The following is a 26,274-nucleotide window of genomic DNA, read 5'->3' on the forward strand; positions in this document are numbered from 1 at the left end:
GGGTGCGAAAGGATCCAGCTCCCCAGCCTGGCGACAGGGCGATCGCGCTGCTCTCGGTCGGGCATGCCTGCGTGGACGTCTACCAGGGCGCCGTGGCGGCGCTCGTGCCGTTCTTCGTGGCCGAGCGCGCCTACACCTACGCCGTCGTCTCGGGCGTCGTGCTCGCCGCGTCGCTGCTGTCCTCGGTGGCGCAGCCGGTGTTCGGCCTGCTCACCGACCGGTGGGCGATGCCGTGGCTGCTGCCCGTCAGCACGCTCCTCGGCGGGGTGGGCGTCGCGCTGAGCGGGCTGAGCGGCTCGTACGCGCTGACGCTGGCGTTCGTGGCGGTGTCCGGGATCGGGGTCGCCGCCTACCATCCCGAGTCCGCCCGGGTGGCCCGGATCGCCAGCGGGGGCAGCCACAGCGCGATGGGCTGGTTCTCGCTCGGCGGCAACATCGGCTTCGCCTGCGCGCCGCTCCTGGTCGCGGCCGTGGTCGCCGGCGGCGGGCTGCGGCTCACGCCGCTGCTCGTGCTGCCCGCTCTTGTGGGAGCCGTGCTGTGCCTGCCCGTCCTGCGCGCCCTGGGACGGCCGGCGCGCGGCGGCACCGGCGGCGGGCGCTCCGGAGGGAGCGACGACAGGAGGGCGTTCGCGCGGCTGTCGCTGGCCGTGGTCTGCCGGTCGATCGTGTTCGTGGGGCTGAGCGCGTTCATCTCCTCGTACGTGCCGGAACAGGCCGGCGGCGGGACGGCGGCGGGCACGGCGGCGCTGTTCGTCCTGTACGCGGGCGGAGCGGTGGGCACCGTGCTGGGCGGCAGGCTCGCCGAGCGCTGGGACCGGGTCACCGTCGTGCGGTGGGCGTACCTGGTGACCGTCGCGGCCGTCGCAGGCGCCGTGTTCGTCCCGGGGCCGGCGGTCTACCTGTTCGTGGCGCTGACCTCCGCCGGCCTGTACGTGCCGTTCTCGCTCCAGGTCACGCTGGCCCAGGACTACCTGCCCTCGCGCGTCGGCACGGCCAGCGGGATCACCCTCGGCCTGACGGTCAGCGTCGGGGGGCTCGCCAGCCCGGTCATCGGCGCGGTCGCCGACGCCACCTCGCTGCGCACGGCGCTGGCGCCGCTGGTCGTGCTGCCGTTGCTGGCCTGGCTGCTGTTCCGTACGCTGCCGGAGCCGGCCGTGCGCGAGCCCGTCGCCCGCGGGTGAAGGGCGTCAGCCGGGCACGCGGGCCGGTTCGGGGCGGGCGGCGGCGCGGACGCCCGTCAGGGTCTGCGCGGCGCAGAAGGCGATGCCCGCGAGCAGCGGCACCGTCCAGCCGCCCGACTCCTGCCGCAGCAGGCCGATGAGCAGCGGCCCCAGCGCGGCCAGCACGTAGCCGAACGACTGCGCCACCGCCGACAGCGCCGTGACCGACGCCGGGTCAGGGGCGCGCTGGGTGATGATGAGCAGCGCCAGCGCGAGCGACGCGCCCTGGCCGAGCCCCAGCACGATCATCCACAGCCACGGCACGGTGGTGGGCGCGGCCAGCACGCCCGCGTACCCGGCGACCGTCAGCACCGACGACGCCACCACGTGCGGCACCTGCGACCTGCGCCGCCCCGCGTGGACGGGCACGGTGAAGGTGGCCCCGACCTGGGCCAGGTTGGTGAGGCTCAGCAGGTATCCGGCGTGGTCGGCGGGCAGGCCGGCCTCCTGGAAGATCGTGGGCAGCCAGGCCAGCATGATGTAGAAGGTCAGCGACTGGAGCCCCATGAACGCCGTCACCCACCACGTCGTCCCGCTCCGCAGCAGCGCCGCGAACGGCCTGGCCCGTACGGCCGGGGCCGCGCCTCGACGGTCCACCCCGGACCGGCGGAACGCCTGAGGCAGCCAGAGCAGCGCGGCGGCCAGCGCGGGCACCGCCGCCAGCGCCGACACCTCCCGCCAGCCGTACCCGGTGAGCCGCTCCAGCGGCACCATGAGCGCCGCCCCCGCCCCGGCGCCCACCACCAGGGCCGAGACGTAGACCGACGTCCAGGGCCCCACGCGGTCGGGGAAGTGCTGCTTGACGACGCCGGGCATGGCGACGTTCATGACGGCGATGGCGGTGCCGGCCAGGGCGGCGCCCAGGTAGAGGGCGGGCGCGCCGTCCGCCGCCCGGACGAGCACGCCGACGGCCAGCAGCAGCAGGCCCGCGAGCAGCGTCCGGTCGAGCCCCGTCCGGCGGGCCAGGAACGGGGTCAGCCAGCCGAACAGCCCTAGGCACAGCACCATGACCGTGGTGATCGCGCCGCCCGCCGCGGGCGTGAGCCCGACGTCCGTCATGATCTCGTCGAGGAGGGGGGAGAGGCCGGCGAGGGCCGGGCGGAGGTTGAGCGCGGCCAGCACGAAGCCGGCGTACAGCAGTGCGGATCTCGCCGAGGACATCTGGCAAGGGTACGACCAGGTCACCGGCCGCGGTCAGAGGGGTGCGCGGCTACGCCGCCCTCCGCACGGTCATGGCCGGTAGTCCGCGTCCACGGCCACCGTCACGTCGAGCAGCAGCGGCTCCTCCCGCGCGGCCAGCGCCGGCATGACCTCGTCGAGGGCGGCCGTCAGCTCGGCGTGGGTCTCCACCCGCAGGGACGGGCAGCCCAGCGACCTGGCCAGGCCCCGCACGTCCACCTCGGTGAAGGCCGGCCACGGGACCTTCGCGCCGTGCTGCTCCGCGAGCCGGTCCAGCACCGCGTACCGGCTGTTGGACAGCACCACGAACAGCGCGCCGGCCCGGTAGTGGGCGGCGCTCCACAGCGCGTGCAGGCCGTACAGGGCGGAGCCGTCGCCGGTCACGGCCACCACGGGCCGGCCGGGCAGGGCCATGCGCAGCCCCACGGCCGCCGGCAGCGCGAAGCCCAGGCCGCCCATCGCGGCCGAGACGAACCCGAGAGGGTTGCGGGCGGGCACCAGCCGGTGCAGGTCGGGCCGGGCCGACGGGAGCTCCTCGACGAGCACGGCGTCGGCGGTCAGGCGGCGGGCGAGCTCCCGCAGCACGTGCGCGGAGCGCAGCGGCCGTCCTCCGGCGGGCACCGGCGGCACGGCAAGGCGGGCGGCCTCGGGGAGGCGGTCGGTTCCGGGAAGGCCGTCGGCCTCGGGGAGGCGGGCGGTTCCGGGAAGGCCGTCGGCCTCGGGGAGGCGGCCGGTCTCGGGGAGGGCGCCGGCCTCGGGGAGGGCGGCGGCTCGGGGAAGGCGGGCGGAGAGGAGGGCGGCAAGGTGGGCGCAGGTCGTGGCCGGGTCGGCCAGGCAGGCCAGCTCGACCGGGCTGCGATGCGCCTCCGACGGGTCGTCCGTGACCAGCGCCACCCTCGTGCCCGGCTCCACCAGCGGCCCGGGCGCGTACGCGTACTGCCGGAAGACCGGCGCGCCCACGGCGAGCACCACGTCGTGTCCCGCCAGCGCCGCCCGCAGCCGCGGGCGGTCGGCGGGCAGCACGCCCGCGAACAGCGGATGGTCCTGCGGGAACCCGGCCCGCGCCCCGAACGGCTCCTGCCACACCGGGCACCCGAGCAGCTCGGCGAGCGCGACCAGCGGCTCCCACGCGCGGCACGCCCCCGCGCCCGCCACGACGACCGGCGCCCGCGCCCCGCCCACCAGCTCGGCCAGCGACGCCAGGTCCCCCTCCGGGGCCCCGCCGTCACCGGTGCCCGGACGGGCGGGCGGGCGCAGCACGCGGGCCGGCGCCGCGAGGACCTCCTCCTCGTACGGCGCGTCCCAGTCGTCCATCGGCACCACGACCAGCGCCGGCCCCCGGAACGTGACCGCCTCGTGGGCGGCCCGCGCCACGGCGCCCGGCACGTCCTGGGCCCGGACCGGCTGGTCCACCCACACCGGGTAGTCGCCCGCCAGCCCGGTCAGCCGCCCCGCGAGGAACGGCTCCAGCGCCAGGTGCCGCCGGTCCTGCTGGCCCACCAGGACGACCAGCGGCACCCGGTTGACGCGGGCGGTCGCGATCGCGCCCACCGCGTTGCCGAGCCCGGCCGTGGTGTGCAGCACGGCGAGCGCGGGCGCGTCGTGTCCCATCGCCCACCCGGTGGCCATGCCCACCACGGAGCCCTCGTGCAGCCCCAGCACGAACGTCAGGTCGTCGGGCAGCCCGCCGAGCAGCGCGACCTCGGTGGACCCCGGATTGGCGAAGACCGTGGTCAGCCCGGCCCGCCGCAGAACGTCGAACGTCGTCTCCCGTACGCTCACTGTGTCCCCTTCGCCCGCCGGATCCCCAGTGTCGCCCGCGACCCCGGCGAGAGCCCGGTCGGCACGCCGAGGAGCCGCGGGTCGTCAGCGGGCGGCTTTGCGGGCGGTGAAGCGTTCGATCATGCCGAGCTTGAACCGGTCGTGCCGCTCCACGGTGTACCCGAGGGCGGTGACCTGCGGCAGCGGCCGGCGGCGGAAGTGCTCGCCCTGCAACGGGACGCTCACCAGGTCCGCCGCCGCCTGCAGCGCCCGGACCGGCCAGGAGGACGACGCGACGTGGTCGGCCAGCAGGAGCAGGCCGCCCGGCCGCAGCACGCGGTCCATCTCGGCGAGCGCCCGCGACTCGTCGGGGATCGCGCACAGCGCGAACGTGCAGACCACCGTGTCGAAACTGGCTTCGGGGTACGGCAGCGCTTGCGCGTCGGCCTGCCGGAGGTCGGCCGGCACGCCGAGCGAGCGGGCGCGGCGCCTGGCCACCGCGAGCATCGCCTCGCTCCACTCCACGCCGGTCAGCCGCACGTCGCCGGGGTAGTGCGCGAGGTTCAGGCCGGTGCCGATCGCGACCTCCAGCACCTCACCCGAAGCCTGGCGGCAGAGCCACTCGCGGGTGTCGCCGAAGAAGCGGCGCTCGGCGAACGCCATCTGCCGGTCATAGGTCACGGCCTGGCGGTCCCAGTAGGTGCGCAACCGGAGGTCACGTCCCTCGGAGTCGGCCACCGCATCACCAGCCCTTCTCCCGGTTCTGCGACCGACCCTACCCACCGGGATCACCGTGCGCGCGCGGTCACAGGGTGATCGCGTCCGGCCCGAACAGCGCCTTGATGTCGGCCGCGAACGACGTCTCGGCGTTGACCGGGAACTCCGGGACGGCGAGCATGATCGTCTTGCCGGTCAGCCGCCGTAGGTTGATCCGCAACGGCACGCTGCCCTCGTGCATCTTCAGCACGTTGCGCAGCTCCTCGACCAGCCTCTCGTTGAGGCGCTCCTCGCGGATCTGGATGGTCACCGGGTGCCCGGAGTCGCTGGTCACGCTGGAGATGTCGATCGTGGTCAGGTCCTGGGCGAAGACCGAGATGGCGCCGTCGCGGTTGTTGATCTGTCCGCCCACCGACGCCACGAGGTCCTCGCGCAGGTACGGCGCGTACAGCTCGTAGGTCTTGGGGAAGAACAGGCACTCCACCGCGGCGTCCATGTCCTCGACCGTGGCGATCGCCCACATGTTGCCGGCCTTGTTGACCCGCTTGTCGACCTTGGTGATCAGCCCGCACACGCGCACGTCGCCGCGGTCGTCCCGGCCGCTCTCCAGCAGGTCGGCGATCGTGGTGTCGCGGTTGCGCGCGAGGAGCCGCTCGGTGCCGGCCAGGGGGTGGTCGGAGACGTACAGGCCGAGCATCTCCCGTTCGAAGTCGAGCTGGGTCTTCTTGTCCCACGCCAGGTCGGGGATGGCGATGGTGAAGCTCTGGTCGTCGCCCGCGTCGGACAGGCCGCCGAACAGGGAGTCCTGGCCGTGGGCCTCGTTCTTCTTGATGTCGATGACCGAGTCCACCGCCTGCTCGTGGATCATGAGCAGGCCCTTGCGCGGGTGCTCGAGCGAGTCGAAGGCGCCCGCCTTGATCAGCGACTCGATGACGCGCTTGTTGCACACCACCAGCGGCACCTTGTCGAGGAAGTCGTTGAAGTCGCTGTAGGCGTCCTTGTCCTTGCGGGCCTTGACGATGCCCTCGACGACGTTCTCGCCGACGTTGCGCACCGCGCCCATCCCGAAGCGGACCTTGTCGTCGCCGACGGCGACGAAGTCGAGCTGGGAGTCGTTGACGTCGGGCGGCAGGACCTGGATGCCCATCTTGCGGCACTCGGCCAGGTAGACGGCGGCCTTGTCCTTGTCGTCGCCGACGCTGGTCAGCAGGGCGGCCATGTACTCGGCCGGGTAGTTGGCCTTCAGGTAGGCGGTCCAGTAGGCGACCAGTCCGTATCCGGCGGTGTGGGACTTGTTGAAGGCGTAACCGGAGAACGGCAGCATGACGTCCCACAGCGCCTGGATCGACTCGTCGGAGTAGCCGTTGCCGCGCATGCCGGCCTGGAAGTTCACGAACTCCTTGGCCAGGATCTCGGGCTTCTTCTTGCCCATGGCGCGGCGCAACAGGTCGGCGCCGCCGAGGGTGTAGCCGGCCAGCTCCCGGGCGACGGCCATGATCTGCTCTTGGTAGACCAGCAGGTGGAAGGTCGGGCCCAGGATGGGTTCGAGCGCTTCCTTCAGCTCGGGGTGGATGGGCTCGATGTCCTGGCGGGCGTTCTTGCGGTGCGCGTAGTTGGTGTGGGCGTTGGCGGCCATCGGGCCCGGCCGGTACAGGGCGAGCACGGCGGCGATGTCCTCGAACCGGGTCGGCTCCATCAGCTTGAGGAGCTGGCGCATGGGGCCGCCGTCGAGCTGGAAGACGCCGAGGGTGTCGCCGCGGGCCAGCAGCTTGTAGGTGGTCTCGTCGTCCAGCGGGATGGTGAGCGTGTCGAGCCGGACGCCCCGGTTCTGTTCGATGATCTTGATGGCGTGGTCGATGATGCCCAGGTTCCGCAGGCCCAGGAAGTCCATCTTGACCAGGCCCATCTCCTCGCAGGAGGGATAGTCGAACCCGGTGATGACCACGCCGTCCTTGTCCCGCATGTGCATGGGGATCAGGTCCAGCAGCGGATGCGAGGACAGGATGACCGCGGCGGCGTGGACGCCGGTGCCGCGGATCAGGCCCTCGATGCCGCGGCCGGTGTCGATCACCTTCTTGACGTCCGCGTCGTTGTCGTAGAGCGTTCGGATCTCCACGCCTTCGACGTAGCGGGGGTGGTCCTTGTCGAACAGCTTGGCCAGCGGGACGCCCTTGCCCATGACGTCCGGCGGCATCGCCTTGGTGATCTTGTCGCCGACGACGAACGGGTAGCCGAGGATGCGGGCGGCGTCCTTGACGGCGGCCTTGGCCTTGATCGTGCCGAAGGTGTTGACCTGGGCGGTCATCTCCTTGCCGTACTTGTCGGTGACGTAGGCCACCATGCGGTCGCGCTGGCGGTCGTCGAAGTCGAGGTCGACGTCCGGCGGGTTGATCCGCTCGGGGTTGAGGAAGCGCTCGAACAGCAGGCCGTGCTCCAGCGGGTCGAGCTCGGTGATGCGGGTGGCGTAGGCGACGATCGAGCCGGTGGCCGATCCTCGGCCGGGCCCGACCGGGATGCCGTTCTCCCGGGCGTAGCGGCAGATGTCGGCGACCACGAGGAAGTACGAGCTGAACCCCATGGGGCCGATGACCTTCATCTCGGTCTCGTAGCGCTCCTGCACCTCCTCGGGCACCGGCGTGCCGTAGCGCAGCTCCAGGCCGCGCTCGACCTCCTTGCGCAGCCACGACTCCTGGGTCTCGCCCTCGGGGACGTCGGGGAACTGCGGCATGCGGTCCACGTAGGTGAACACGTCGCTGTAGTCGCCGACCATCTCGGCGACCAGGAGGGTGTTGTCACACGCCTGGGGCAGCTCGGAGAACAGCTCCCGCATCTCCGCGGCGCTCTTGAGGTAGTAGCCCGAGCCGTTGAACCGGAACCGGTTGGGGTCGTCCTTGTTCTTGCCGACGCCCACGCACAGCAGGCTGTCGTGGGCGTCGGCCTGGTCCTCGGTCACGTAGTGGCTGTCGTTGGTGACCAGCAGCGGGATGTCGAGCTGCTTGGCCAGGCGCAGCAGGTCCTCCCGGACCTCCCGCTCGATGTCGATGCCGTGGTCCATCAACTCCAGGAAGTAGTTCTCCTTGCCGAACATGTCCTGGTAGGCCGAGGCGACCTTGACGGCCTCGTCGTACTGGCCGAGCCGCAGCCGGGTCTGCACGGCACCGGACGGGCAACCGGTGGTGGCGATGATCCCCGAGGCGTACTGAGAGATCAGGTCCATGTCCATGCGCGGCTTGCTGTAGTAGCCCTCGAACGAGGCGAGCGACGAGAGCCGGAACAGGTTGCGCAGCCCGTCGGCGTCCTTGGCCCACATGGTCATGTGGGTGAAGCGGCCGCCGCCGGAGACGTCCTTGCCGCCCTCGCCGTCCGCCACGCCGGTCTCGGCCCGCGACCCCCAGAAGACCGGCTTCTTGTGGAAACGGTTCTCCGGCGCGACATAGGCCTCGATGCCGATGATCGGCTTGACGCCGCCGCCCTTGGCGACCTTGTGGAACTCGTAGGCGCCGAACATGTTGCCGTGGTCCGACATCGCGATCGCCGGCATCCCGAGCCGCTCCGCCTCGCCGAACAGCGGCGACATCTTGGCCGCTCCGTCCAGCATGCTGTACTCGGTGTGTACGTGGAGATGCACGAACGAATCGCTCACCTGTGCCCCTTACCTCGCGCCCCGGCCGACTGAGGGACGAGCCTATTCCGTCTCGGCCCCCGGCACGCCCGGCCGACACGGCGGCGGCTGTTCACGGCAGGCCGCGAGCAGCACGCGGGGCACGGAGCGCGAGCGTCGTACGGCGAGCGAGGTCCGCAGGGTGAGGGTGCGGTCGCGCAGGCGGCGGAAGACCACCCGCGGAGCGCTCGTCATCGCGGCATTGGCCGCGTAGACGACCGTCCAGGTGGGGGCGCCCGCCCCGACGGCGGCCAGAGTGTCGTGCAGCGTGCCGCCCGCCGATGCCGTGACGGGCTCGAAGCCGGCCTCGTGGCAGGCGTTCACCACCAGATCGACCAGGGCCGGGTTGGTGCGGCGGTCGGTGAGGCGCAGCGGCAGACCGGCGAGGTCCGGCAGGGCCGGCTGGTCCCCTGCGGCGAGGGGGTGGCGGGCGGGCAGCGCGATGAGCAGTTCCTCTTCCCAGAGCGGGATCAACCGCAGTTCGGGGCTGTCGTCCGGCACGGCGGCGCGGACGAAGGCCGCGTCCAGGCGGTCGCCGGCGAGCTGGGCGAGCCGCTCCTTGACGGGCAGGGAGACGAGCTCGACCCGTACGCCGGGCGCGTGGCGTTCGTAGGCGTCCAGGATGCGGTCGAGCCTGGGGCCGAGGCCGGACACGGTGCCGAGCCGCAACACACCGGTCCGCCCCTCGGCCAGCTCGGCGACGGAGGCTCGCGCCTCCTCCTCGGCGGCGAGCATCCTGCGGGCGCCCGGCAGGAACAGCTCGCCGGCGGCGGTGAGCCGGACATGCCGGGGCGAACGGTCGAACAGCTCGACCCTCAGCTCCCGCTCCAGGCGTCTGATGTGCTGGCTCACCGCGGGCTGGCCGAGCAGGAGGCGTTCGGCCGCCCGGCCGAAGTGCAGCTCCTCGGCCACGGCCACGAAACAGCGAACCTGACGAAGCTCCACGGGCCCGAGCATAAGTGACGATCAGCATCACTGATCGCAGCAGGTCCGGACTGCGTCTGGTTCCCGGCGGGCGCTGCCGCTTGACTGGTGGTGCGCAAGCGAGAAAGCGACAAAGGAGACAAATCATGCCCGCTGTCACCATCCAGCAGCTCCCCAAGGACCCCGAGCTCAAGCGGGACCTGGTCAACCGGATCACCGACGCCTTCGTGGACGCCTACAAGATCCCGGCGGACGCCGTGCACATCTGGATCCAGGACTACCCGGCCGACGGCTACGCCGTGGGCGGCACGCTCGTCGCCGACAGGTGACGACCCGGCCAGGCCCGGCGTGGCACCGCCCGCGCCACGCCGGGCGCCGGCTCTAGCGCAGTGGGACGATCGGGCCCAGCGCCTCGATCAGCGAGGACGGCAGCGGGATCACGGCGGAATCGCCGGTCGACACCGTGACGTAGACGACGCAGCCCGTGCACGTCAGCCTCCCGTCGCGCCGGAAGGCGAAGTCCAAGGTGAAGCTTCTGCCTCCGACGCGGGCGGTGCTGATCAGCACCTCGGATCGCTCGCCGCCCTCGATGCCCTCCTTCCAGTCGAGTTCGGCGTGGGCGACCCGCACGTCGAAACCCAGGTCGGGCCACCTGCTGTACGGCAGGCCGCGGTGGACGAAGAAGCCGGTCACCGCCTCGTCGACATAGGCCAGGTACCACATGTTGAACATGACGCCCTGACCGTCGATCTCGTAGAAGCGGGGCGTGAACGGCTGGGCGAAGACCTGATCGAGGTCGGCCGGGGGCGCGCTCTGGTCCATGGAGGCCTTTCTCGGGGCCGGCGGCCGCGACGGCCGCCGGCGGGTGGGTCGATCGCCGGCGGGTGGGTCGATCGCAAGGTCATGGAGGCTCGGCGATCAGCGTAGGCGGTAGCGCTCCGTGGCCTCGCGGGTGGCCCGGATGGCGGCGTCAGCCGTGTCGTACGTGCGCTGGGCGAGCCCGACGAACACGCAGTCCACGATCAGGAGCTGGCTGATGCGGCTGGCCAGCGCCCCCGGCCGGAAGGCGGTCTCGCGGCCCGCCGACACCATCGTGTGGTGCGCCAGGCCCGCCAGCGTCGAACGCGGGTTGTTGGTGATGCCGACGACCATGGCGCCGGCCTCGGCCGCCGTGCGGGCCGGGACGAGCACGTCCGGCGTCTCGCCGCTGCAGCTGATGGCGACCGCCACGTCGCCCTCCCGGAGCAGCGCGGCGCTGGTCAGCGCCAGGTGGGCGTCCGCGAACGGGTGGCTCGACAGGCCGATCCGCAGCAGCTTCTGCGACATGTCCGCCGCCACCAGGCCCGACGCGCCGACCCCGTAGACGTCCACGCGGCGGGCGGCGGCGATGGCCGTGACCACCTCGCCGAGCTGCTCGGGGTCGAGCTGCGCGGCCGTGTCCGCCAGCGCCTCCGACTCGGCCCGCGCCACCTTGGCGATCACGTCGGTGAGCGGGTCCTCGGGGCCGAGGTCGCCCGGCACGAGGCGTTCGGGCTCCTTGGCGACCGCCACGGCCGCCGCCAGCGCGAACCGCAGCTGGGAGTAGCCGCTGTAGCCGAGGACCCGGGCCGTGCGGACGATCGTCGCCTCGCTCGTGCCGGACACCGCGCTGAACTCGGTGATCGTGCTGCGCACCACCAGCTCGGGGTCGTCGAGGATGACGCGCGCGATGGCCCGCGCCGCCGGGGTGAGGGAGGGCAGCACGGCGCGGACGGCGGCGGCGGGGTTGGCGGGCTCGGGGGGCGGGGCGTGCGTCATCGGGTCAGCCATTCGGCCGCCGCGCGCGCCGACACGCGGGAGATGCCGTGCGTGGCGACGTGCGCCGCGCCCTGGGGCGGCCCGGCGATGCCAGTGTCCACCACGATCGTGTCCGGCCGCGCCCGTACGGCCTGCTCCACCCGTTCGCGCACCCACGGGTGCCGGGCGGCGTCGTGGACGGCGAGCACGACGGGCCGCTCGTCGAACGGCGGCAGCTCGCCCCCGTCGGTCATGCGCACCCGCTCGGTCCCCGGCAGCAGCTCGGCCAGCGCCGCCGTGAGGCCCGTCGGCATGGACGGGTCCACGGCCTGGCTGAGCCGCGTGTTGACCTCCACGACGAGCGGCGGGCGGGTGAGCCGGGCCGTGCCGGTCGTGGTCAGGGCGGCCCTGGCCGCCTCCAGGCCCACGCCGGGGTCGGCGTCGGCGACGGCCTTGTCGCGGGCCGCCGCCTGCCCGGCGTACCAGCGGGAGACCGCGCGCACCCGGGACGCCGCCTCGGCCAGGCGCTCCTCCGGCAGGACACCGTCCTGGACCGCCGCCACGACGGCCGAACGCAGCTCCGCCAGGCCCTCCTCGGTGACCAGACCGGCGCAGACGGCGTCGGCCCCGGCGGCGAGCGCGCGCACCGCGATCTCGCCGGGGGAGTGCAGCGCGGCGACCGCCCGCATCTCGATGGCGTCGGTGACGAGCATGCCGTCGAAGCCGAGCTCGTCCCTGAGGAGCTCGGTCAGGATGGTGCGGCTGAGCGTCGCGGGCGCGCCGGGGTCCAGGGCGGGGACGAGCAGGTGACCGCTCATGATCGACTGGACGCCGGCCTCGACGGCGGCGCGGAACGGCGGCAGGTCGCGCTCCGCCAGCGCCTCCCGCGAGACGTGCACGGTGGGCAGGGCGAGGTGCGAGTCGGTGACGGTGTCGCCGTGCCCGGGGAAGTGCTTGGCGCAGGCCGCGACCCCGGCCCCCTGCACGCCCCGCACGTACGCGGCCGTGTGGCGGGCCACCAGATCCGGCTCGGGGCCGAACGAGCGGACGCCGATGACCGGGTTGGCCGGGTTGGCGTTGACATCGGCCGACGGCGCGTAGTCGAGCGTGATGTCGGCCTCGGCCAGCATCCGGCCGATCTGGCGGCCGACCCGTTCGGTCAGCTCCACGTCGTCCACGACGCCGAGGGCGCGGTTGCCGGGGAAGGAGCTGCCCCGCTCGACCTCCAGCCGGGTGACCGCGCCGCCCTCCTCGTCCACGGCCACGACGACGGCCGGGTTCTCGGCGCGCAGGCGGCGCACCACCTCGGCGTCCGGCCGGTTGCGGGCGAACAGCACTACGCCGCCCAGGCCCTCGCCCAGCGCCCGGCGCATCCAGTCGGGCACCTCCACGCCGTCGTAGCCGGGTTGCAGCACGGCGGACGCGAGCCCGTACAGGTCAGTGGTCATGGGACCTCCTTCGCCGGTCCCGTGACCAGGCGGCTGTGGGGGACGATGATGTCACCGGTGACGCCGGGGCAGGCGTGCGCGGCATTTTCCTTCACGATTATTGAACTGAAGGTAATTTTCTGTCATCGTCGCCCTCGACACAACCGCTTCCGAGAGGCCACCCCCCATGCCGAGCAGAAGGACAGTCCTCAAAGGTCTCGCCCTCGCCGCCGCCGCGTCCGCGGTGCCACTGCCCGCCTACGCCGACCCGACCACCAGCCCCACCTCCGAGGGGGCCGCTTACGTCCCGCCGCTGCACCAGATGCGCGGCATGTGGATCGCGTCGGTGGCCAACATCAACTGGCCCTCGAAGCAGGGGCTGTCCGCCGACGAGCAGAAGGCCGAGTTCATCGCCTGGGCCGACCTGGCCGTGCAGCGCAAGCTGAACTCGCTGTTCGTGCAGATCAGGCCCACCGCCGACGCGTTCTGGCCGTCGCCGTTCGAGCCGTGGTCGCACTGGCTGACCGGCGTGCAGGGGCAGGACCCCGGCTACGACCCGCTCGGCTTCGCCGTGGCCGAGGCGCACAAGCGCGGCCTGGCCTTCCACGCGTGGTTCAACCCGTACCGGGTGTCGATGCAGACCGACCCGGCCAAGCTGCACCCGGACCACCCCGGCCGCAAGCACCCCGACTGGATCCTGCCGTTCGGCGGCAAGCTCTACTACAACCCCGGCCTGCCGGAGGTCCGCAAGTTCTGCCAGGACGCCATGCTCGACGCGCTCACCCGCTACGACATCGACGGCCTGCACTTCGACGACTACTTCTACCCGACCAACACCACGGCCTTCGACGACAGCGCCGCCTTCGCGCAGTACGGCGCCGGCTTCCCCGACCTGGCCACCTGGCGGCGGCACAACGTCGACCTCATGGTCTCGGAGATGCAGCAGCGCGTCCGCGAGGCCAAGCCGGACGTCGCCTGGGGCATCAGCCCGTCGGGCATCTGGCGCAACAAGGCCAGCGACCCGCTCGGCTCCGACACCAGCGGCGGGCAGTCCTACGACGGCCTGCACGCCGACACCCGCGGCTGGGTGAAGAAGGGCTGGCTGGACTACATCGCCCCGCAGCTCTACTGGTACATGGGCCAGCCGCCCGCCGACTACTCCAAGCTCGTCCCGTGGTGGGCCGACGTGGCGAACGGCACGAACACGCTGCTGTGGATCGGCCAGGCCGCCTACAAGGCCGGCGACCCGGCGCAGGTGGCCGACTGGCAGGACCCGGCGGAGCTGTCCGACCACCTCACGCTCAACCGCGCGCACCCGCAGGTGTCCGGCGACATCTGGTACAACGCCAACGACGTGCGCGTCGACCGCATCGGCTCGATCAGCACGGCGGTCAGCAACCACTACACCCGCCCCGCGCTCGCCCCGGTCGTGCCGCGCCTGGCCGGCGGGGAGCCGCCGCACCGCCCCGTGCTCGCCTACGCGCTGCGCCGCTCCGGCGGCGTCGAGGTGCGCGCGGTCGCGACCGGCCGCGACGAGCCGTTCCTGTTCGCGATCTTCCGCTTCTCCGGGCGGCCGGGCCAGGGGGCGTTCGACGACGCCCGCAACCTCGTCGCCGTCGTGCCCGGCGACCGGCAGGTGCGCTGGCTCGACCCCGAGGGCAAGCGCGGGGACCACTACCACGTGGTGGCCGTGGACCGGGTCAACCGGACCAGCAAGCCGAGCAACGGCTTCGTGGTGCTCTGACGGAAGGGGGAACGCGATGCGGGTTCTGGGCCTCATCTCCGGCACCTCGCACGACGGCATCGACAGCGCCGTCGTGGACTGGTCGCTGAGCGACGGCGTCCTCACCGGCGTGGTCGAGCACACCGGTGAGGAGCCGTACGAGGCCGCTCTGAGGGCCCGCATCGTGGCCGCCCTGCCGCCGAACCGGGTGGACATGGGCGAGGTGTGCGCGCTCGACACCCTCATCGGCCAGGCGTTCGCCGAGGCGGCGGCGCGCGCGCCGCGGGCCGAGCTGATCTGCTCGCACGGCCAGACGCTCTTCCACTGGGTGGAGGACGGCCGGGTCAGGGGCACGCTCCAGCTCGGCCAGCCCGCCTGGATCGCCGAGCGCACCGGCCTGCCGGTCGTCTCGGACGTGCGGGCCCGCGACGTCGCGGCCGGCGGGCAGGGCGCGCCGCTCGTGTCGTACCTGGACCTGCTGCTCATGGCCGGGCTGCCGGGCCGCTCCGGCGCGCTCAACCTGGGCGGCATCGCCAACCTGACCGTGCGCGAGCCCGCGATCGCCTACGACACCGGGCCGGCGTGCGCGCTCATCGACGCCGCCGCCCCGCCGTACGACGAGGACGGGGCGCTCGGCGCGGCCGGCGCCGTGGACGAGGCGCTGCTGGCGGAGCTGCTGGCCGAGCCGTACTACGCCAAGGAACCGCCGAAGTCCACCGGTAAAGAGTTGTTCGCGCCGGGCTACGTCAAGGCGGACCTGCCGCTGCCCGACCTGGTGGCCACGCTGACGGCGCTGACCGCCGAGACCGTGGCCGCCGAGATCCGCCGGCACCGGCTGGACACGGTGATCGTGTCGGGCGGCGGCGTCCGCAACCCCACGCTCATGGGCATGCTGCGCGCCCGCGTGCCGGACACCCGGCTGCTCACCAGCGACGAGCTCGGCGTTCCCGCCGGCGCGAAGGAGGCGATCGCCTTCTCGCTGTTCGGCTGGCTGACCGCGCACGGCCTGCCCGCCACCGTGCCGAGCTGCACCGGCGCCACGGGGGCGCGGGTGCTGGGCACGCTGACGCCGGGCTCCGATCCGCTGGCGCTGCCGGCGCCTCTCACCGAGGCGCCGGTGACGATCCGCTTCGCCTGATCACGAGGCCCGGCGGCCCGCCGCGGACGGCTGGTCGGCCGGGGTGCCCGTGCGCTGGGGCGGCACCACGGGGGTCGGCCGGACCAGGCCCAGCGCGACCACCTCGTTGGCCAGCCGGGTGCGCCGGTTGGTGCCCTCCGGGATGCGGAACTTCTGGTACAGCCGCAGCAGGTGCTGCTTGACCGCGGCCTCCGTCACGACCAGGTCGTCGGCGATCTCACGCGCCGTCGCCGGGGCCACGAACGCCTCGTCGGACAGCGCCGGCCGGCAGAGCGAGGTCAGGACGTCCACCTCGCGCCTGGTCAGCTCCGGCGCCGCAGCCCTGCGCAGCTCGACCTCCGGGGTGAACTCCTCGCGGGGGACACCGCCGATGCGGCCGCGCGCCGCGCCGAAGGAGACGACGTCGCCGTCGTCCAGGACCCTCCGGGCGATCGGCCTGCCATTCACCCGCGTGCCGTTGCGGGACAGGCCCAGGTCAACGACGTACAGGTAGGGTCCTCGCCTGACGAACTCGGCATGGAGCCGAGACACGCTGGGGTCGGTCAGCCGGATGTCGACACCGCGGCCCCTCCCGACCGTCGTGATCTCGGGGCGCAACGGGACCACCTCGCCGGTGTCCTCGATGCGTATGAACGGCCCCTCCACGGCAGTTCCTCCCCAGGTAGCCCGCCGTAACTCTTACTACAGCTCCGGCTTACCCAAACGAGGGGATGGGGAATCGCCTTTGCCATAAGGAGAATGACACGTGAAATTGGTCTGGACCTTCGCGGACGGTTTTGCCTGCTCACGGGTAGACTTCCACCGAAGATAACCGGAGGAAACACTCATGGCGGACAAGCCCACGAAAGGCCTGGCCGACGTCGTAGCAGCGTCCACGGCGCTGAGCGACATCGACGGTAAGGCCGGTCGCCTGTTCTACCGGGGATACGACATCCACGACCTGGCAGGCAGAGCGACGTTCGAAGAGACCGCCCATCTGCTCCAGCGGGGCAAGCTGCCCACCCGGGAGGAGCTCGACGCCTTCGGGGAAGAGCTGGCGCGTGGCCGCGAGCTCGGCGCGCTCGCCGCGGCGAACATCGCCGAGATCGCCGAGAAGCAGAAACCGATGGAGGCCCTGCGCAGCCTCGTCTCGCTGTCCGCCGCGGACGATCCCGACCGTGACTCGATCGCCCCGGACGCCAACCTGCGCAAGGCCGCCCGCCTGACCGCGCAGCAGCCGCTGCTCGTGGCCGGCTACCACGCGGCCCGGACCGGGGGCACCCCGCCGGAGCCGAACCCGGAGCTGAGCATCGCGGGCAACTTCCTGCTGCAGGTCACGGGCCGCGAGCCGGGGGCGCGCGAGGTGGAGATCTTCGACACCTGCCTGGTGCTGCACGCCGACCACACGATGAACGCCTCGACGTTCGCCGCCCGGGTCTGCGCCGCCACGCTGTCCGACATGCACTCCGCGATCGTCGCCGCCATCGGCACGCTCAAGGGGCCGCTGCACGGCGGCGCGAACGAGCAGGTCATGAAGACCCTGGAGTCGCTGTCGCCGGACGACGTGGCGCGCTCGGTCAGGGAGAAGCTGGCCGCGCACGAGAAGATCATGGGCTTCGGCCACCGGGTCTACAAGACGGAGGACCCGCGGGCCACGCACCTGCGCCGCATGTCGCAGGAGCTGGCGGAGGCGTCGGGCGACGACACGTACTACCGGATGTCCAAGGAGATGGAGGAGGTCGTCCTCGAGGAGAAGGGCCTCTACCCGAACGTCGACTTCTACGCCGCGACGGTCTACCACTACCTCGGCATCCCCACGGACCTGTTCACGCCGGTCTTCTCGATCAGCCGCATGGCGGGCTGGACGGCCCACGTGATCGAGCAGCACGCCGACAACCGCCTGATCCGTCCCGACAGCGAGTACATCGGAGAGCGGGACCAGAAGTGGAAGCCGATCGAGGAAAGGTGACTCCGTCGGATGAGAGTTGGGGGCCGTACCCGCTGATCCTGGCGGGTGCGGTCGCGGCCGTCGCCGTGACCCTGCTGGTGGACCCGCGGTGGGGCGGGTTCGCGCTGGGCGGCGCGGTGATGGTGGCCGCCGCCCTGCGCTTCGCGGGGTACGGCGGCATGCTCGCCGTGCGCAGCAAGAAGACGGATGTCGTGACGCTGGGCGTGTTCGGCTTCGTGCTCGTGCTGACCTCCCTGTTGCTGGGAAACAACGAGCTCAAAGCCCTCATCATGTCCCTTTTCGCACGCTGACTCGGCGGTCCGATAGCCTCGACGCATCAATTCATTGAAGGGGAACCATTCGCATGCCCAAGATCAAGGTGGAGGGTCCGGTCGTCGAGCTTGACGGCGACGAGATGACCAGGATCATCTGGCAGTTCATCAAGGAACAGCTGATCCTTCCCTACCTCGACGTCGACCTGAAGTACTACGACCTCGGCATCGAGCACCGCGACGCCACGGACGACCAGGTCACGATCGACGCCGCCAACGCCATCAAGCAGTACGGCGTGGGCGTGAAGTGCGCCACGATCACCCCCGACGAGGCGCGGGTGGAGGAGTTCGGCCTGAAGAAGATGTGGCGGTCGCCGAACGGCACGATCCGCAACATCCTCGGCGGCGTCATCTTCCGCGAGCCGATCATCATGTCGAACGTGCCGCGCCTGGTGCCGGGCTGGACCAAGCCCATCGTGGTCGGCCGTCACGCGTTCGGCGACCAGTACCGCGCGACCGACCTGAAGATCCCCGGCGAGGGCTCGCTGACCCTGACGTTCACCCCGAAGGACGGCTCGGAGCCGATCGAGCTGGACGTCTACGACTTCCCCGGCCCGGGTGTCGCCCTGGCCATGTACAACCTGGACGAGTCGATCCGCGACTTCGCGCGCGCGTCCATGCGGTACGGCCTGGCCCGCAACTACCCGGTCTACCTGTCGACGAAGAACACGATCCTCAAGGCATACGACGGCCGCTTCAAGGACATCTTCGCCGAGGTCTACGAGAACGAGTTCAAGGCCGACTTCGAGAAGGCCGGCCTGACCTACGAGCACCGCCTGATCGACGACATGGTCGCCGCGGCCCTGAAGTGGGAGGGCGGCTACGTCTGGGCGGCCAAGAACTACGACGGCGACGTCCAGTCCGACACGGTCGCGCAGGGCTTCGGCTCGCTCGGCCTGATGACCTCGGTCCTGATGACGCCCGACGGCCGCACCGTCGAGGCCGAGGCCGCCCACGGCACGGTGACCCGGCACTACCGCCAGCACCAGCAGGGCAAGCCGACCTCCACCAACCCGATCGCCTCGATCTTCGCGTGGACGCGCGGCCTGGCCCACCGCGGCAAGCTCGACAACACCCCCGCGGTGACCGAGTTCGCCAACACGCTGGAGCAGGTCTGCGTCGAGACCGTCGAGAGCGGTCAGATGACCAAGGACCTCGCGCTGCTGGTCGGCGGCGACGCCGAGTGGCTCACCACCCAGGACTTCCTGGCCGCGCTGGACGAGAACCTCAAGAAGAAGATGGCTTGATCGTCCCGTTCGTGGAAGGGCCGCCTCAGGGCGGCCCTTTTCGCTGTTCCGGGCCATCTCTTGGGACTCCGGCGGGCGTGGCGTAGTTGATCACCGGGGTAGGAGCCTGCCAAAGGAGTCGTACCTGTCTCGGGGGGTTCGGATGCGACTGCGTGTCTCGATCGGGGTGGGCCTGGCCGCGGTGGTCGTGCTCGCCGGCTGCGGCAGTGAGCCCGCGCCCAAGTCCGGCACCGGCAAGGCCGACACGGCGGCCCAGACCAAGCAGACCCGGGCGGCCAAGCTCGCGGCCGCGGCCAAGGTCAAGGCCAACGAGCTCGGCCAGGTGCCGGTGCTCATGTTCCACCGGGTGATCAGGAACCCGACGACCACCGACGACCGGACTCCCGAGCAGTTCCGCTCCGACCTCGAACGGCTGGCCAAGGACGGCTACGTGCCGGTCACCGCGGCCGAGTACGTCACCGGCAAGATGGACATCCCCGCGGGCACGCACCCGGTCGTGCTCACCTTCGACGACTCCTCGCCGTCGCAGCTCACCCTGGACGAGGTGGGCGTGCCCAAGGCGGAGACGGCGGTCGCCATCCTGCGCGAGGTGGCGGCCAGGCACCCCGGGTTCCGGCCGGTCGCGACGTTCTACGTGACGCGCGACATGTTCGGCAAGACGACGCCGGAGGAGCAGGCGCAGACGCTGCTGTGGCTCAAGCAGAACGGCTTCGACATCGGCAACCACACGCGCGACCACGTCAACCTGCGCGGCAAGTCGAAGAAGGAGGTCGAGGAGCAGATCGGCTCGATCGCCCAGCAGATCGGCGCCCTCACCAACGTCAAGCCGGTCACGCTGGCCCTGCCGTACGGCAACCAGCCGAGCCACAAGGAGTGGGCCGCCCGGGGCAAGCTCGGCAACGTCTCCTACGACCACAGCGGCGTCTTCCTGGCCGGCTACACGCCGGCGGCGTCGCCGTTCAGCCGCTCGTTCGACCCGCTCGGCATCCCGCGCATCAGGGCCATGGACAAGAAGGGCGACTGCGCCCAGTTCTGCTCCACCGCGTGGCTGGACTGGCTGAAGAACAACCCGGACATGCGCTACACCTCGGACGGCGACGTGACGACGGTGGCGTTCCCCAAGTTCAAGGACCCGTTCCTGCGCACCACGTACAAGACCCGCGCCCTGCAGTACTGACGCCCCCGGCTCCCGCTAGCGGACGCGGCCCACGACGAGCCGCGTGCGGTCGGGCACGGCGGTGGCCGCGGAGTCGGGCGGGGGCAGGTCGAAGCCCAGCGGGGTCGCGCTCCCGTCGGCCAGGCCGAGCAGGTGGTACGCGAGCTCGTGGTGCGGGCCGCGCGCCTCGGCGACCAGCGCGTCCTCGCCCTCCCAGCGCACGAGGCGGTCGACGCGCCATCCGGCGGGCAGCCGCGGCACGACGGTGCGCAGCGGCCGCCCCGCGCGCGTCCCCGTCAGGACGACGCCCCGGAACACCGGGCCGGCCGGGGTGAGCTCGGTGGCGACCGTGGCCAGGGTCTCGCCGGAGGGGGCGGGCACGGCCGCCGGGGCCAGGCCGCCGGGCAGCGCGGCGCGGCTGACGAGCGTGCCCTCCGGCGAGCGGACGACGTACGAGCCGGAGGTGACGTGCCCGGGGATGCGGCCGGTCCGCTCGGCGGTCACCAGGGCCAGGCCGCGGCCGGTCCAGCCGAGGGCCCGCTCGCCGCGCGGCAGGCGCGTCACCCGGCCGCGCGCCACGTCTACCACGAGGAGGGGGCCGGGGACGACCTGGTCCGCGTCCACGTCGATCCGCTCGTCCGCGACGAGCAGGTGCCGGCCGTCGAGGGAGAACAGCGGCGCCTGGCCGCCGGCGCCCGGGTCCTGCGGCTGGGGGAGGCTCCGGGGCAGGAACGTGGTCGCGCCCTCGGCCAGGTCCACGACGGCGTACCGCCGCTTCTTCTGATGCCAGTAGGCGGCGCGCGTGCCGTCGCGGCTCAGGGCGAGCGGGCCGTCGCCGAAGCCATGGGGCAGCCACCGGCGTTCACCCCGGGTGGAGACGAGGATCCAGTGCTCGCACGCCTCGCCGCCGTCGCCGCAGACGGGCCGGTAGGCGTACCGGACGGGCGCCGGGGCGGGGCATCGCAGCTCGCGCGGGCCGGGCGCCGACACGGGCCGGTCCGCGCTCGGGCGGACGAACCGGACGTGCGGCTGCGACCACACGGGCGCGCTCACCCAGAGCGCCGCCACGACCACCAGCACGGCCGCGGCGCCCGTCCACGGCCCCGGAGCCCTCACCCGCACGGCCACGCTCCCGCCTCCGTCATCCGACCGCGCCGAACACGGTGTCGTCGTCCAGGTCCTCGTCCAGGTCCTCGGGCAGGTCCTCCACGGTCCTGCCCCGGCCGGTGGCGGGGTCCACCAGCTGGTGCTCGCGCCGCCGGGCCCCGTTCGACTCGGCGTGGACGAGCAACCCGCCGCCGGCCGACCAGCCCAGCGGCCGGGGCGTCCCGTGGTGGCGACCGTCCAGGCGCAGGGCGGCGCGCCGCAGGACGCGGCCCGTGGCGGGGTCCATCGTCACGACCTCGTCCTCGGTGAGCACGGCCAGCTCGCGGCCGTCGGGCGTGGCCAGGGCCTCCAGCGCCGGGTCGAAGGGGACGCGGGTCAGCACGGCGCCCCGCCGGTCGAGCGTCAGCAGCTCGGTGTCGGGCGCCCCGGGCAGGGCGCGGCGGCCCGTGGTGGCGACCACGCGGCCGGCTCCCAGACCGAGGACGCGGGTCACGCCGGGCAGGCGGGTCCTGCGGCCGGTGCGCACGTCGAGCAGCTCCGTGCCGGTCCGCGAGGTCAGCGACACCAGGCTGCCGTCGGCGGAGAGCGCGGGCTCGGGGACGGTCCGGTCGTCCAGCGGGCCGGTGAGGTGGCGCAGAGCGCCGCCGGCGACGTCCAGCAGGACGAGGCGGTGCGAGGCGCCGTCGAGGTAGGCGATGTGCCGGCCGTCGCCGCTCAGCGCGAACGGAGCCGTCCGGCCGCGCGGGCCGCCGTCCGCCAGGCGCACGACCGCCGGGGCGAGGGCCGCCCCGTCGCTGGGGGAGGACAGCTGCCACATCTGCCGGCTCCGGTCCACCTGGGCGTACCGGACGGGGCCCTCGACGAAGCCCATGACCGGTGCCGGCGCGGTCGCGGCGAGGGCCTGGCGCACGCCCCAGCCGTCGGCGCCCGTGACGACGTCCCGGAGGCTCACGACCCGGCTGTTCTCCCACGCGTACTGGCCGGTCCCGACGTCCACGCCCAGGGGATCGGCCGCCCACACGGCCCAGCCGGCGAGCAGGCAGGCGGTCACCACCAGGGCGCAGGCGCCCTGCGCGAGGCCGGTCGGCACGGCCCGCGAGGTCCGGGCGGGGCGCGCCGGGCCGGCCTGCCACGGGCTGATGCCGTAGCCGAGGGCGATCAGGGGGAGGAGGACGCCGGGCAGGACGGCGGCGACGAGCGCGAGCTCGGGCAGCGCCGGCAGGCCGCCGTGGTGGGCGGACCACAGGGCGACGGCGGTGCCGCCCGCGAGCAGGGCGCGCGCCGACCGGGACCGCAGCGCCAGCTCGGCGGCCACCAGGTCCGCGGGCCCGGCGGGCAGGGGCCGCCGCCGCAGGCCCCTGACGAGCACGTGGACGGCGAGCACGGAGCACAGCGCGGACGCCGCCCACAGCCGCTCGGTGACCCCCACGTCCATGCGGAACGACCGTGCGACCGTGCTGAGGGCGACTCCGCAGGCGACGGCGGCGGCGATCCGCCAGACCAGGACGAGCCCGGACGGGGCGATCCGCATGCCCGGCGGCCGGACCCCGCGCGGCGCCGACGCGGCGCGGGCCGTTTCCGCCGCCACCACGCCGGCGAACCACCCGGTGACCGGATGGAAAGCGGCTGTCACGAAAGTGCCTTGGACGATGCCCGCCAGGCAGAGGACGCATCCGGCTGTGGCGCCCATCCAGCGGAACCACCGCTCGGAGCGGAGCCGGCGGGCGATTTCCGGCGTGCTGTACGGCGTGACCGCCAGGTACTGCCGCTGGGCGAATCTCGCCAATTCGGCGGGATGTACCGGATCGCGGGATATGGGGACGATTGCGGTAATTGTCACCGCCACCAGAACGAGGAACGCCGCCGTTAACAAGAATCGGCTTTCGTCACGGCGAAAAAAGTAGCAGAATCCGGAATCTCACGCCTGGGGGATATTTGGTGATTTCTGATTCGATAGAGGATCGGCTCGCCGCCGAAGCCGGCCGGCTGCCCCGGGTCAGGGCCCGGACCACCCTGGCGGTGGCGCTGCTGCCGGCCCTGGCCGCCCTGGTGTGGGCGAGCGGCGCCGTGGTGCCGCGCCTGGCGTACGGGGGCGACGGCGGCCAGGACCGGTACGAGATCACCAGTGAGATGTACATCACCTCCCGGGTGGACGAGAGCTTCGTCAACGACGGCTGGATGCCCGTCACGGTCACCGGGGTGGGCGTGCGCGGCGACGGAGTCGTCCTGCGGCAGGTGAGCCCCGTCGAGGGCCGCTTCCCGCGCGCCGTGGGGCCGGGCGAGCCGCTGCGGCTGGTCCTCGCCTTCGACGTCGAGGACTGCGCGGCCGTGCTGGCGAGGCCGCCGGAGCTGGTCCTCGAGGTCAGCCGCTGGTGGGGCAGCCAGGCCGTCACCGTCTCGCCGGCCGAGCCGGAGCAGCCGCAGGGGTGGTTCGCCGTGCGGTCCGCGTGCGACTCCTCAACGTGACGGCGATCCCGCCACGTGTCACCGTTGTACGCGGGAGTGCCGCGAAGGGCGGGTCACGAACGGTTAACGCCTCCCTGAGGGCTTCCCGCGCGTCGTAAAGTTTGCCTCGTCGGGCCGTAAGCACAGTGTGGGGAAGACGAATGCCGCAGATCTCGCCGCTGGTGACCGGCGACCCCGGCGAGGTGGGGTCGTTCCGGCTCACCGGACGGATCGGGGAGGGCGGTCAGGGCGTCGTCTACCTGGGCGTCGACGAGCAGGGCGAGCGCGCCGCCATCAAACTGCTGCACGTGAAGTTCAGCGGCGACCAGATCGCGCGCTCCCGCTTCGCCAGGGAGCTCAAGGCCGCCAAGCGGGTGGCGTCGTTCTGCACCGCCCGGGTGATCGAGGCCGACCTCGACGGCGACACGCCGTACATCGCGAGCGAGTACATCGACGGGCGCGCCCTGCGCGACATCGTCGACACCGACGGGCCGCTGCGTGGCACGGTCCTCGACCGGCTGGCCATCGGCACGGCGACCGCGCTGACCGCCATCCACCACGCCTCGATCATCCACCGCGACTTCAAGCCCGACAACGTGCTCATCGCGGCCGACGGGCCGCGCGTGGTGGACTTCGGCATCGCCCGCATCATCGACTCGACCGGGACCATCACCAGCCGGGCCATCGGCACGCCCGCCTACATGGCGCCCGAGCAGATCGCCGGCGACGACGTCGGCCCCTACACCGACGTGTTCGCGTGGGGCGCGACCATCGCCTTCGCGGCCTCCGGCAAGGCCGCCTTCGAGGGCAACTCGATCGCCGTCGTGCTCAACCGGATCCTCAACCACGAGGTCGACGTGAGCATGATGCCGGAGCCGCTGCGCGGCGTGGTGCGCTCGGCGCTGGCCAAGTCGCCCGAGGAGCGGCCCTCGGCCGACCAGATCCTGCTGCGGCTGCTCGGCCAGCCCGAGACGTCCGGGGCCTCCACGGCGGTGCTCACCCGGGGCGTCCAGGTGGCCAGCGACGACACCACGCCGTTCCTGCGGGTCTCGTCCACCCTCGCCCCTCCCGGCGCGCCGCGCACCACCACCGGCGGCGGGCAGCCCGCGCCCGGCGCCCCGCACACGCGCGGCGGGGGGACGTCCGGCGTCCTCGCCGGCACGCCCGGGACGCGCCAGGGCACGGCCGGGCACACCGGCGCGCCCGGCCAGACGGGAGGAGGCTCCGCGCCCACCGGCGGCGGGTTCGCGTACGACCCCGACGACCCCAATGCCGAGACCTCGCTCATCCGCCCCTCCGCCCTGACGTCCGAGGGCCCGCCGGGAGCGGCCGACCACGACCACCGGTCGGATCACGACCACCGCCCTGACGACCACCGCGCCGACCAGGCGCACCGCGCCGATCACGACCATCGCGCGGGCCGCCCCGCGCAGGACGGCCGGCAGGCGCTGGCGGGACTGCTCATGCCCGCCGGGCAGCAGGCGCCCGCCGACCAGCAGCCCGCGGCGTTCCAGGGGGCCGAGCACCAGCCCCTCGCGGCGCTCCAGGCGGCCGAGCAGCAGCCCGCGGCGCTCCAGGGAGCCGAGTACCTGCCCGCCGCCGGGCACACCGGCGTGCCGCCGACGCCGCCCACCCAGCTCGGCGGCCGGGCCCGCCGCCGCAAGGCGTGGTGGATCATCCTGACCGCCGCGCTCGCCGTCGTCGTGGCCGCCGTCACCGTCGCCGTGGTCAACGACTGGCCGCGGCGCCTCCTCGGCCAGGACGCGGACGGCCGGAAGACCCCGTCGGCGAGCGCCTTCGCCAGCGTCGTCGACAAGGTCGCGAGCACCGGCAAGCTGGTCATCGGCGTGAAGGGCGACCTGCCCGGCATCGGCCTGCAGCGCGACGGCGGCTTCGAGGGGTTCGACGTCGAGCTGGGCAAGCGGATCGCCGCCGAGCTCGGGGCGAAGAACACCTCGTTCGTCCGGGTCGGGGTCGGCAACCGCGACGACATGCTGGCCGACGGCTCCGTCGACCTCGTGCTCGCCACGTACTCCATCGACAAGAGCGGCGTCGAGTTCGCCGGCCCGTACTACCTGGCCCACCAGGACGTGCTGGTGCCCGACGGCAAGGGCATCGAGAAGATCGAGGACCTGAAGGGCCGCAAGGTCTGCGCGGTCAACAGCCCCTCGGTCGGCAAGGTGCAGGCGCTGGTGGACGTGGAGCCGGTCCGGGCCGGCAACTACGCCGAGTGCATGGACCTGCTGCGCAGCGGCCGCGTCGACGCGGTGCCCGGCGACGACCTCATCCTCGCCGGGTTCGCCGGGCGTGAGCCCCTCCGCTACAAGATCATCGGTGCGAAGCTGAGCAACGAGCGCTACGCCGTCGGCATCCGCGGCGGCGACGCCCGCACGTGTGAGGCGGTCAGCGGGGTCATCGCCGACTTCTACCGGACGGGTGTCATGAAGGAGCTGTTGACCAGGTATTTCGCCAAGGTGGACTTCACCTTGGAGCTCAAGCCGCCCGCGATGGAAACCTGCGGGTGACGAGCGGGT

At 72.7% G+C, this 26,274-nt stretch carries 21 protein-coding genes; 10 read left to right on the plus strand and 11 right to left on the minus strand.

Annotation, left to right across the window (positions count from 1 at the left end):
• Window positions 1–2: 2 nt before the first annotated feature.
• Window positions 3–1,181, plus strand: a complete 1,179-nt coding sequence (locus HT134_RS12015; protein WP_312888089.1) for an MFS transporter — start codon at window positions 3–5, stop codon at window positions 1,179–1,181.
• Between the two features lie 6 nt (window positions 1,182–1,187).
• On the opposite strand, the gene HT134_RS12020 is transcribed toward HT134_RS12015, so the two are convergent.
• The 5 genes from HT134_RS12020 to HT134_RS12040 all read right to left on the minus strand — a co-directional run bounded on the left by HT134_RS12020 (window position 1,188) and on the right by HT134_RS12040 (window position 9,483).
• A complete protein-coding gene (locus HT134_RS12020) occupies window positions 1,188–2,381 on the minus strand; it encodes a CynX/NimT family MFS transporter (RefSeq protein ID WP_175600443.1) in 1,194 nt (397 codons plus the stop codon).
• 69 nt (window positions 2,382–2,450) lie between these two features.
• Window positions 2,451–4,181 (minus strand): thiamine pyrophosphate-dependent enzyme, encoded by a 1,731-nt coding sequence (locus HT134_RS12025; RefSeq protein WP_175600444.1) that lies wholly within the window; start codon window positions 4,179–4,181, stop codon window positions 2,451–2,453.
• A gap of 84 nt (window positions 4,182–4,265) precedes the next feature.
• Window positions 4,266–4,898 carry a class I SAM-dependent methyltransferase gene (locus HT134_RS12030; RefSeq protein WP_312888090.1) on the minus strand — a complete coding sequence of 211 codons (633 nt, stop codon included), beginning with the start codon at window positions 4,896–4,898 and terminating at the stop codon, window positions 4,266–4,268.
• Window positions 4,899–4,965: 67 nt separating this feature from the next.
• Window positions 4,966–8,520, minus strand: coding sequence for a DNA polymerase III subunit alpha (gene dnaE, locus HT134_RS12035; protein ID WP_175600445.1), 3,555 nt, complete (start codon window positions 8,518–8,520; stop codon window positions 4,966–4,968).
• Between the two features lie 42 nt (window positions 8,521–8,562).
• On the minus strand, window positions 8,563–9,483 hold the full coding sequence (locus HT134_RS12040) for a LysR family transcriptional regulator (RefSeq protein WP_175600446.1): 921 nt from the start codon (window positions 9,481–9,483) through the stop codon (window positions 8,563–8,565).
• A 125-nt stretch (window positions 9,484–9,608) separates the two neighbouring features.
• On the opposite strand from HT134_RS12040, the gene HT134_RS12045 reads away from it, so the two are divergent.
• The gene (locus HT134_RS12045) at window positions 9,609–9,791 is read left to right on the plus strand and encodes a tautomerase family protein (protein WP_175600447.1); all 183 of its coding nucleotides are present in this window, start codon (window positions 9,609–9,611) and stop codon (window positions 9,789–9,791) included.
• Between the two features lie 52 nt (window positions 9,792–9,843).
• Here HT134_RS12045 and HT134_RS12050 read toward each other — a convergent pair whose 3' ends face one another.
• The 3 genes from HT134_RS12050 to HT134_RS12060 all read right to left on the minus strand — a co-directional run bounded on the left by HT134_RS12050 (window position 9,844) and on the right by HT134_RS12060 (window position 12,686).
• Window positions 9,844–10,284: an acyl-CoA thioesterase gene (locus HT134_RS12050; RefSeq protein ID WP_175600448.1), complete on the minus strand. Its 441-nt coding sequence runs from the start codon at window positions 10,282–10,284 to the stop codon at window positions 9,844–9,846.
• Between the two features lie 96 nt (window positions 10,285–10,380).
• Window positions 10,381–11,271 carry a MurR/RpiR family transcriptional regulator gene (locus HT134_RS12055; RefSeq protein WP_246364369.1) on the minus strand — a complete coding sequence of 297 codons (891 nt, stop codon included), beginning with the start codon at window positions 11,269–11,271 and terminating at the stop codon, window positions 10,381–10,383.
• On the minus strand, window positions 11,256–12,686 hold the full coding sequence (locus HT134_RS12060) for a glycoside hydrolase family 3 protein (protein ID WP_175600449.1): 1,431 nt from the start codon (window positions 12,684–12,686) through the stop codon (window positions 11,256–11,258). Before HT134_RS12060 ends, HT134_RS12055 begins: the two co-directional genes overlap by 16 nt.
• Window positions 12,687–12,852: 166 nt before the next feature.
• Here HT134_RS12060 and HT134_RS12065 point away from each other — a divergent pair, with 166 nt between their 5' ends.
• Window positions 12,853–14,409, plus strand: coding sequence for a glycoside hydrolase family 10-like protein (locus tag HT134_RS12065; RefSeq protein WP_175600450.1), 1,557 nt, complete (start codon window positions 12,853–12,855; stop codon window positions 14,407–14,409).
• Between the two features lie 16 nt (window positions 14,410–14,425).
• Complete coding sequence (locus tag HT134_RS12070) at window positions 14,426–15,526, plus strand: anhydro-N-acetylmuramic acid kinase (protein WP_175600451.1); 1,101 nt, start codon at window positions 14,426–14,428, stop codon at window positions 15,524–15,526.
• Here HT134_RS12070 and HT134_RS12075 read toward each other — a convergent pair whose 3' ends face one another.
• Entirely contained in the window at window positions 15,527–16,171 is a 645-nt protein-coding gene (locus tag HT134_RS12075) for an FHA domain-containing protein (RefSeq protein WP_175600452.1), read from the minus strand.
• A 181-nt stretch (window positions 16,172–16,352) separates the two neighbouring features.
• On the opposite strand from HT134_RS12075, the gene HT134_RS12080 reads away from it, so the two are divergent.
• The 4 genes from HT134_RS12080 to HT134_RS12095 all read left to right on the plus strand — a co-directional run bounded on the left by HT134_RS12080 (window position 16,353) and on the right by HT134_RS12095 (window position 20,209).
• Complete coding sequence (locus HT134_RS12080; protein ID WP_175600453.1) at window positions 16,353–17,474, plus strand: citrate/2-methylcitrate synthase; 1,122 nt, start codon at window positions 16,353–16,355, stop codon at window positions 17,472–17,474.
• The gene (locus tag HT134_RS12085; protein WP_175600454.1) at window positions 17,471–17,764 is read left to right on the plus strand and encodes a DUF3017 domain-containing protein; all 294 of its coding nucleotides are present in this window, start codon (window positions 17,471–17,473) and stop codon (window positions 17,762–17,764) included. The genes HT134_RS12080 and HT134_RS12085 overlap by 4 nt, the downstream gene beginning before the upstream one ends.
• Window positions 17,765–17,817: 53 nt before the next feature.
• Complete coding sequence (locus HT134_RS12090; RefSeq protein ID WP_175600455.1) at window positions 17,818–19,032, plus strand: NADP-dependent isocitrate dehydrogenase; 1,215 nt, start codon at window positions 17,818–17,820, stop codon at window positions 19,030–19,032.
• A 142-nt stretch (window positions 19,033–19,174) separates the two neighbouring features.
• On the plus strand, window positions 19,175–20,209 hold the full coding sequence (locus HT134_RS12095) for a polysaccharide deacetylase family protein (protein ID WP_175600456.1): 1,035 nt from the start codon (window positions 19,175–19,177) through the stop codon (window positions 20,207–20,209).
• Window positions 20,210–20,224: 15 nt separating this feature from the next.
• On the opposite strand, the gene HT134_RS12100 is transcribed toward HT134_RS12095, so the two are convergent.
• Together HT134_RS12100 and HT134_RS12105 are read right to left on the minus strand one after the other, a co-directional pair.
• Window positions 20,225–21,316 carry a hypothetical protein gene (locus HT134_RS12100; RefSeq protein ID WP_175600457.1) on the minus strand — a complete coding sequence of 364 codons (1,092 nt, stop codon included), beginning with the start codon at window positions 21,314–21,316 and terminating at the stop codon, window positions 20,225–20,227.
• A gap of 13 nt (window positions 21,317–21,329) precedes the next feature.
• Window positions 21,330–22,928 (minus strand): WD40 repeat domain-containing protein, encoded by a 1,599-nt coding sequence (locus HT134_RS12105; RefSeq protein WP_175600458.1) that lies wholly within the window; start codon window positions 22,926–22,928, stop codon window positions 21,330–21,332.
• 305 nt (window positions 22,929–23,233) lie between these two features.
• Between HT134_RS12105 and HT134_RS12110 the strand changes: the two genes are divergently transcribed.
• Window positions 23,234–23,761, plus strand: coding sequence for a hypothetical protein (locus tag HT134_RS12110; RefSeq protein ID WP_175600459.1), 528 nt, complete (start codon window positions 23,234–23,236; stop codon window positions 23,759–23,761).
• 140 nt (window positions 23,762–23,901) lie between these two features.
• Entirely contained in the window at window positions 23,902–26,265 is a 2,364-nt protein-coding gene (locus HT134_RS12115) for a serine/threonine-protein kinase (RefSeq protein WP_175600460.1), read from the plus strand.
• The last annotated feature ends 9 nt before the right edge of the window (window positions 26,266–26,274 follow it).

The organism is Nonomuraea rhodomycinica, assembly GCF_013363995.1.
In the GTDB taxonomy this organism is placed as follows: domain Bacteria; phylum Actinomycetota; class Actinomycetes; order Streptosporangiales; family Streptosporangiaceae; genus Nonomuraea; species Nonomuraea rhodomycinica.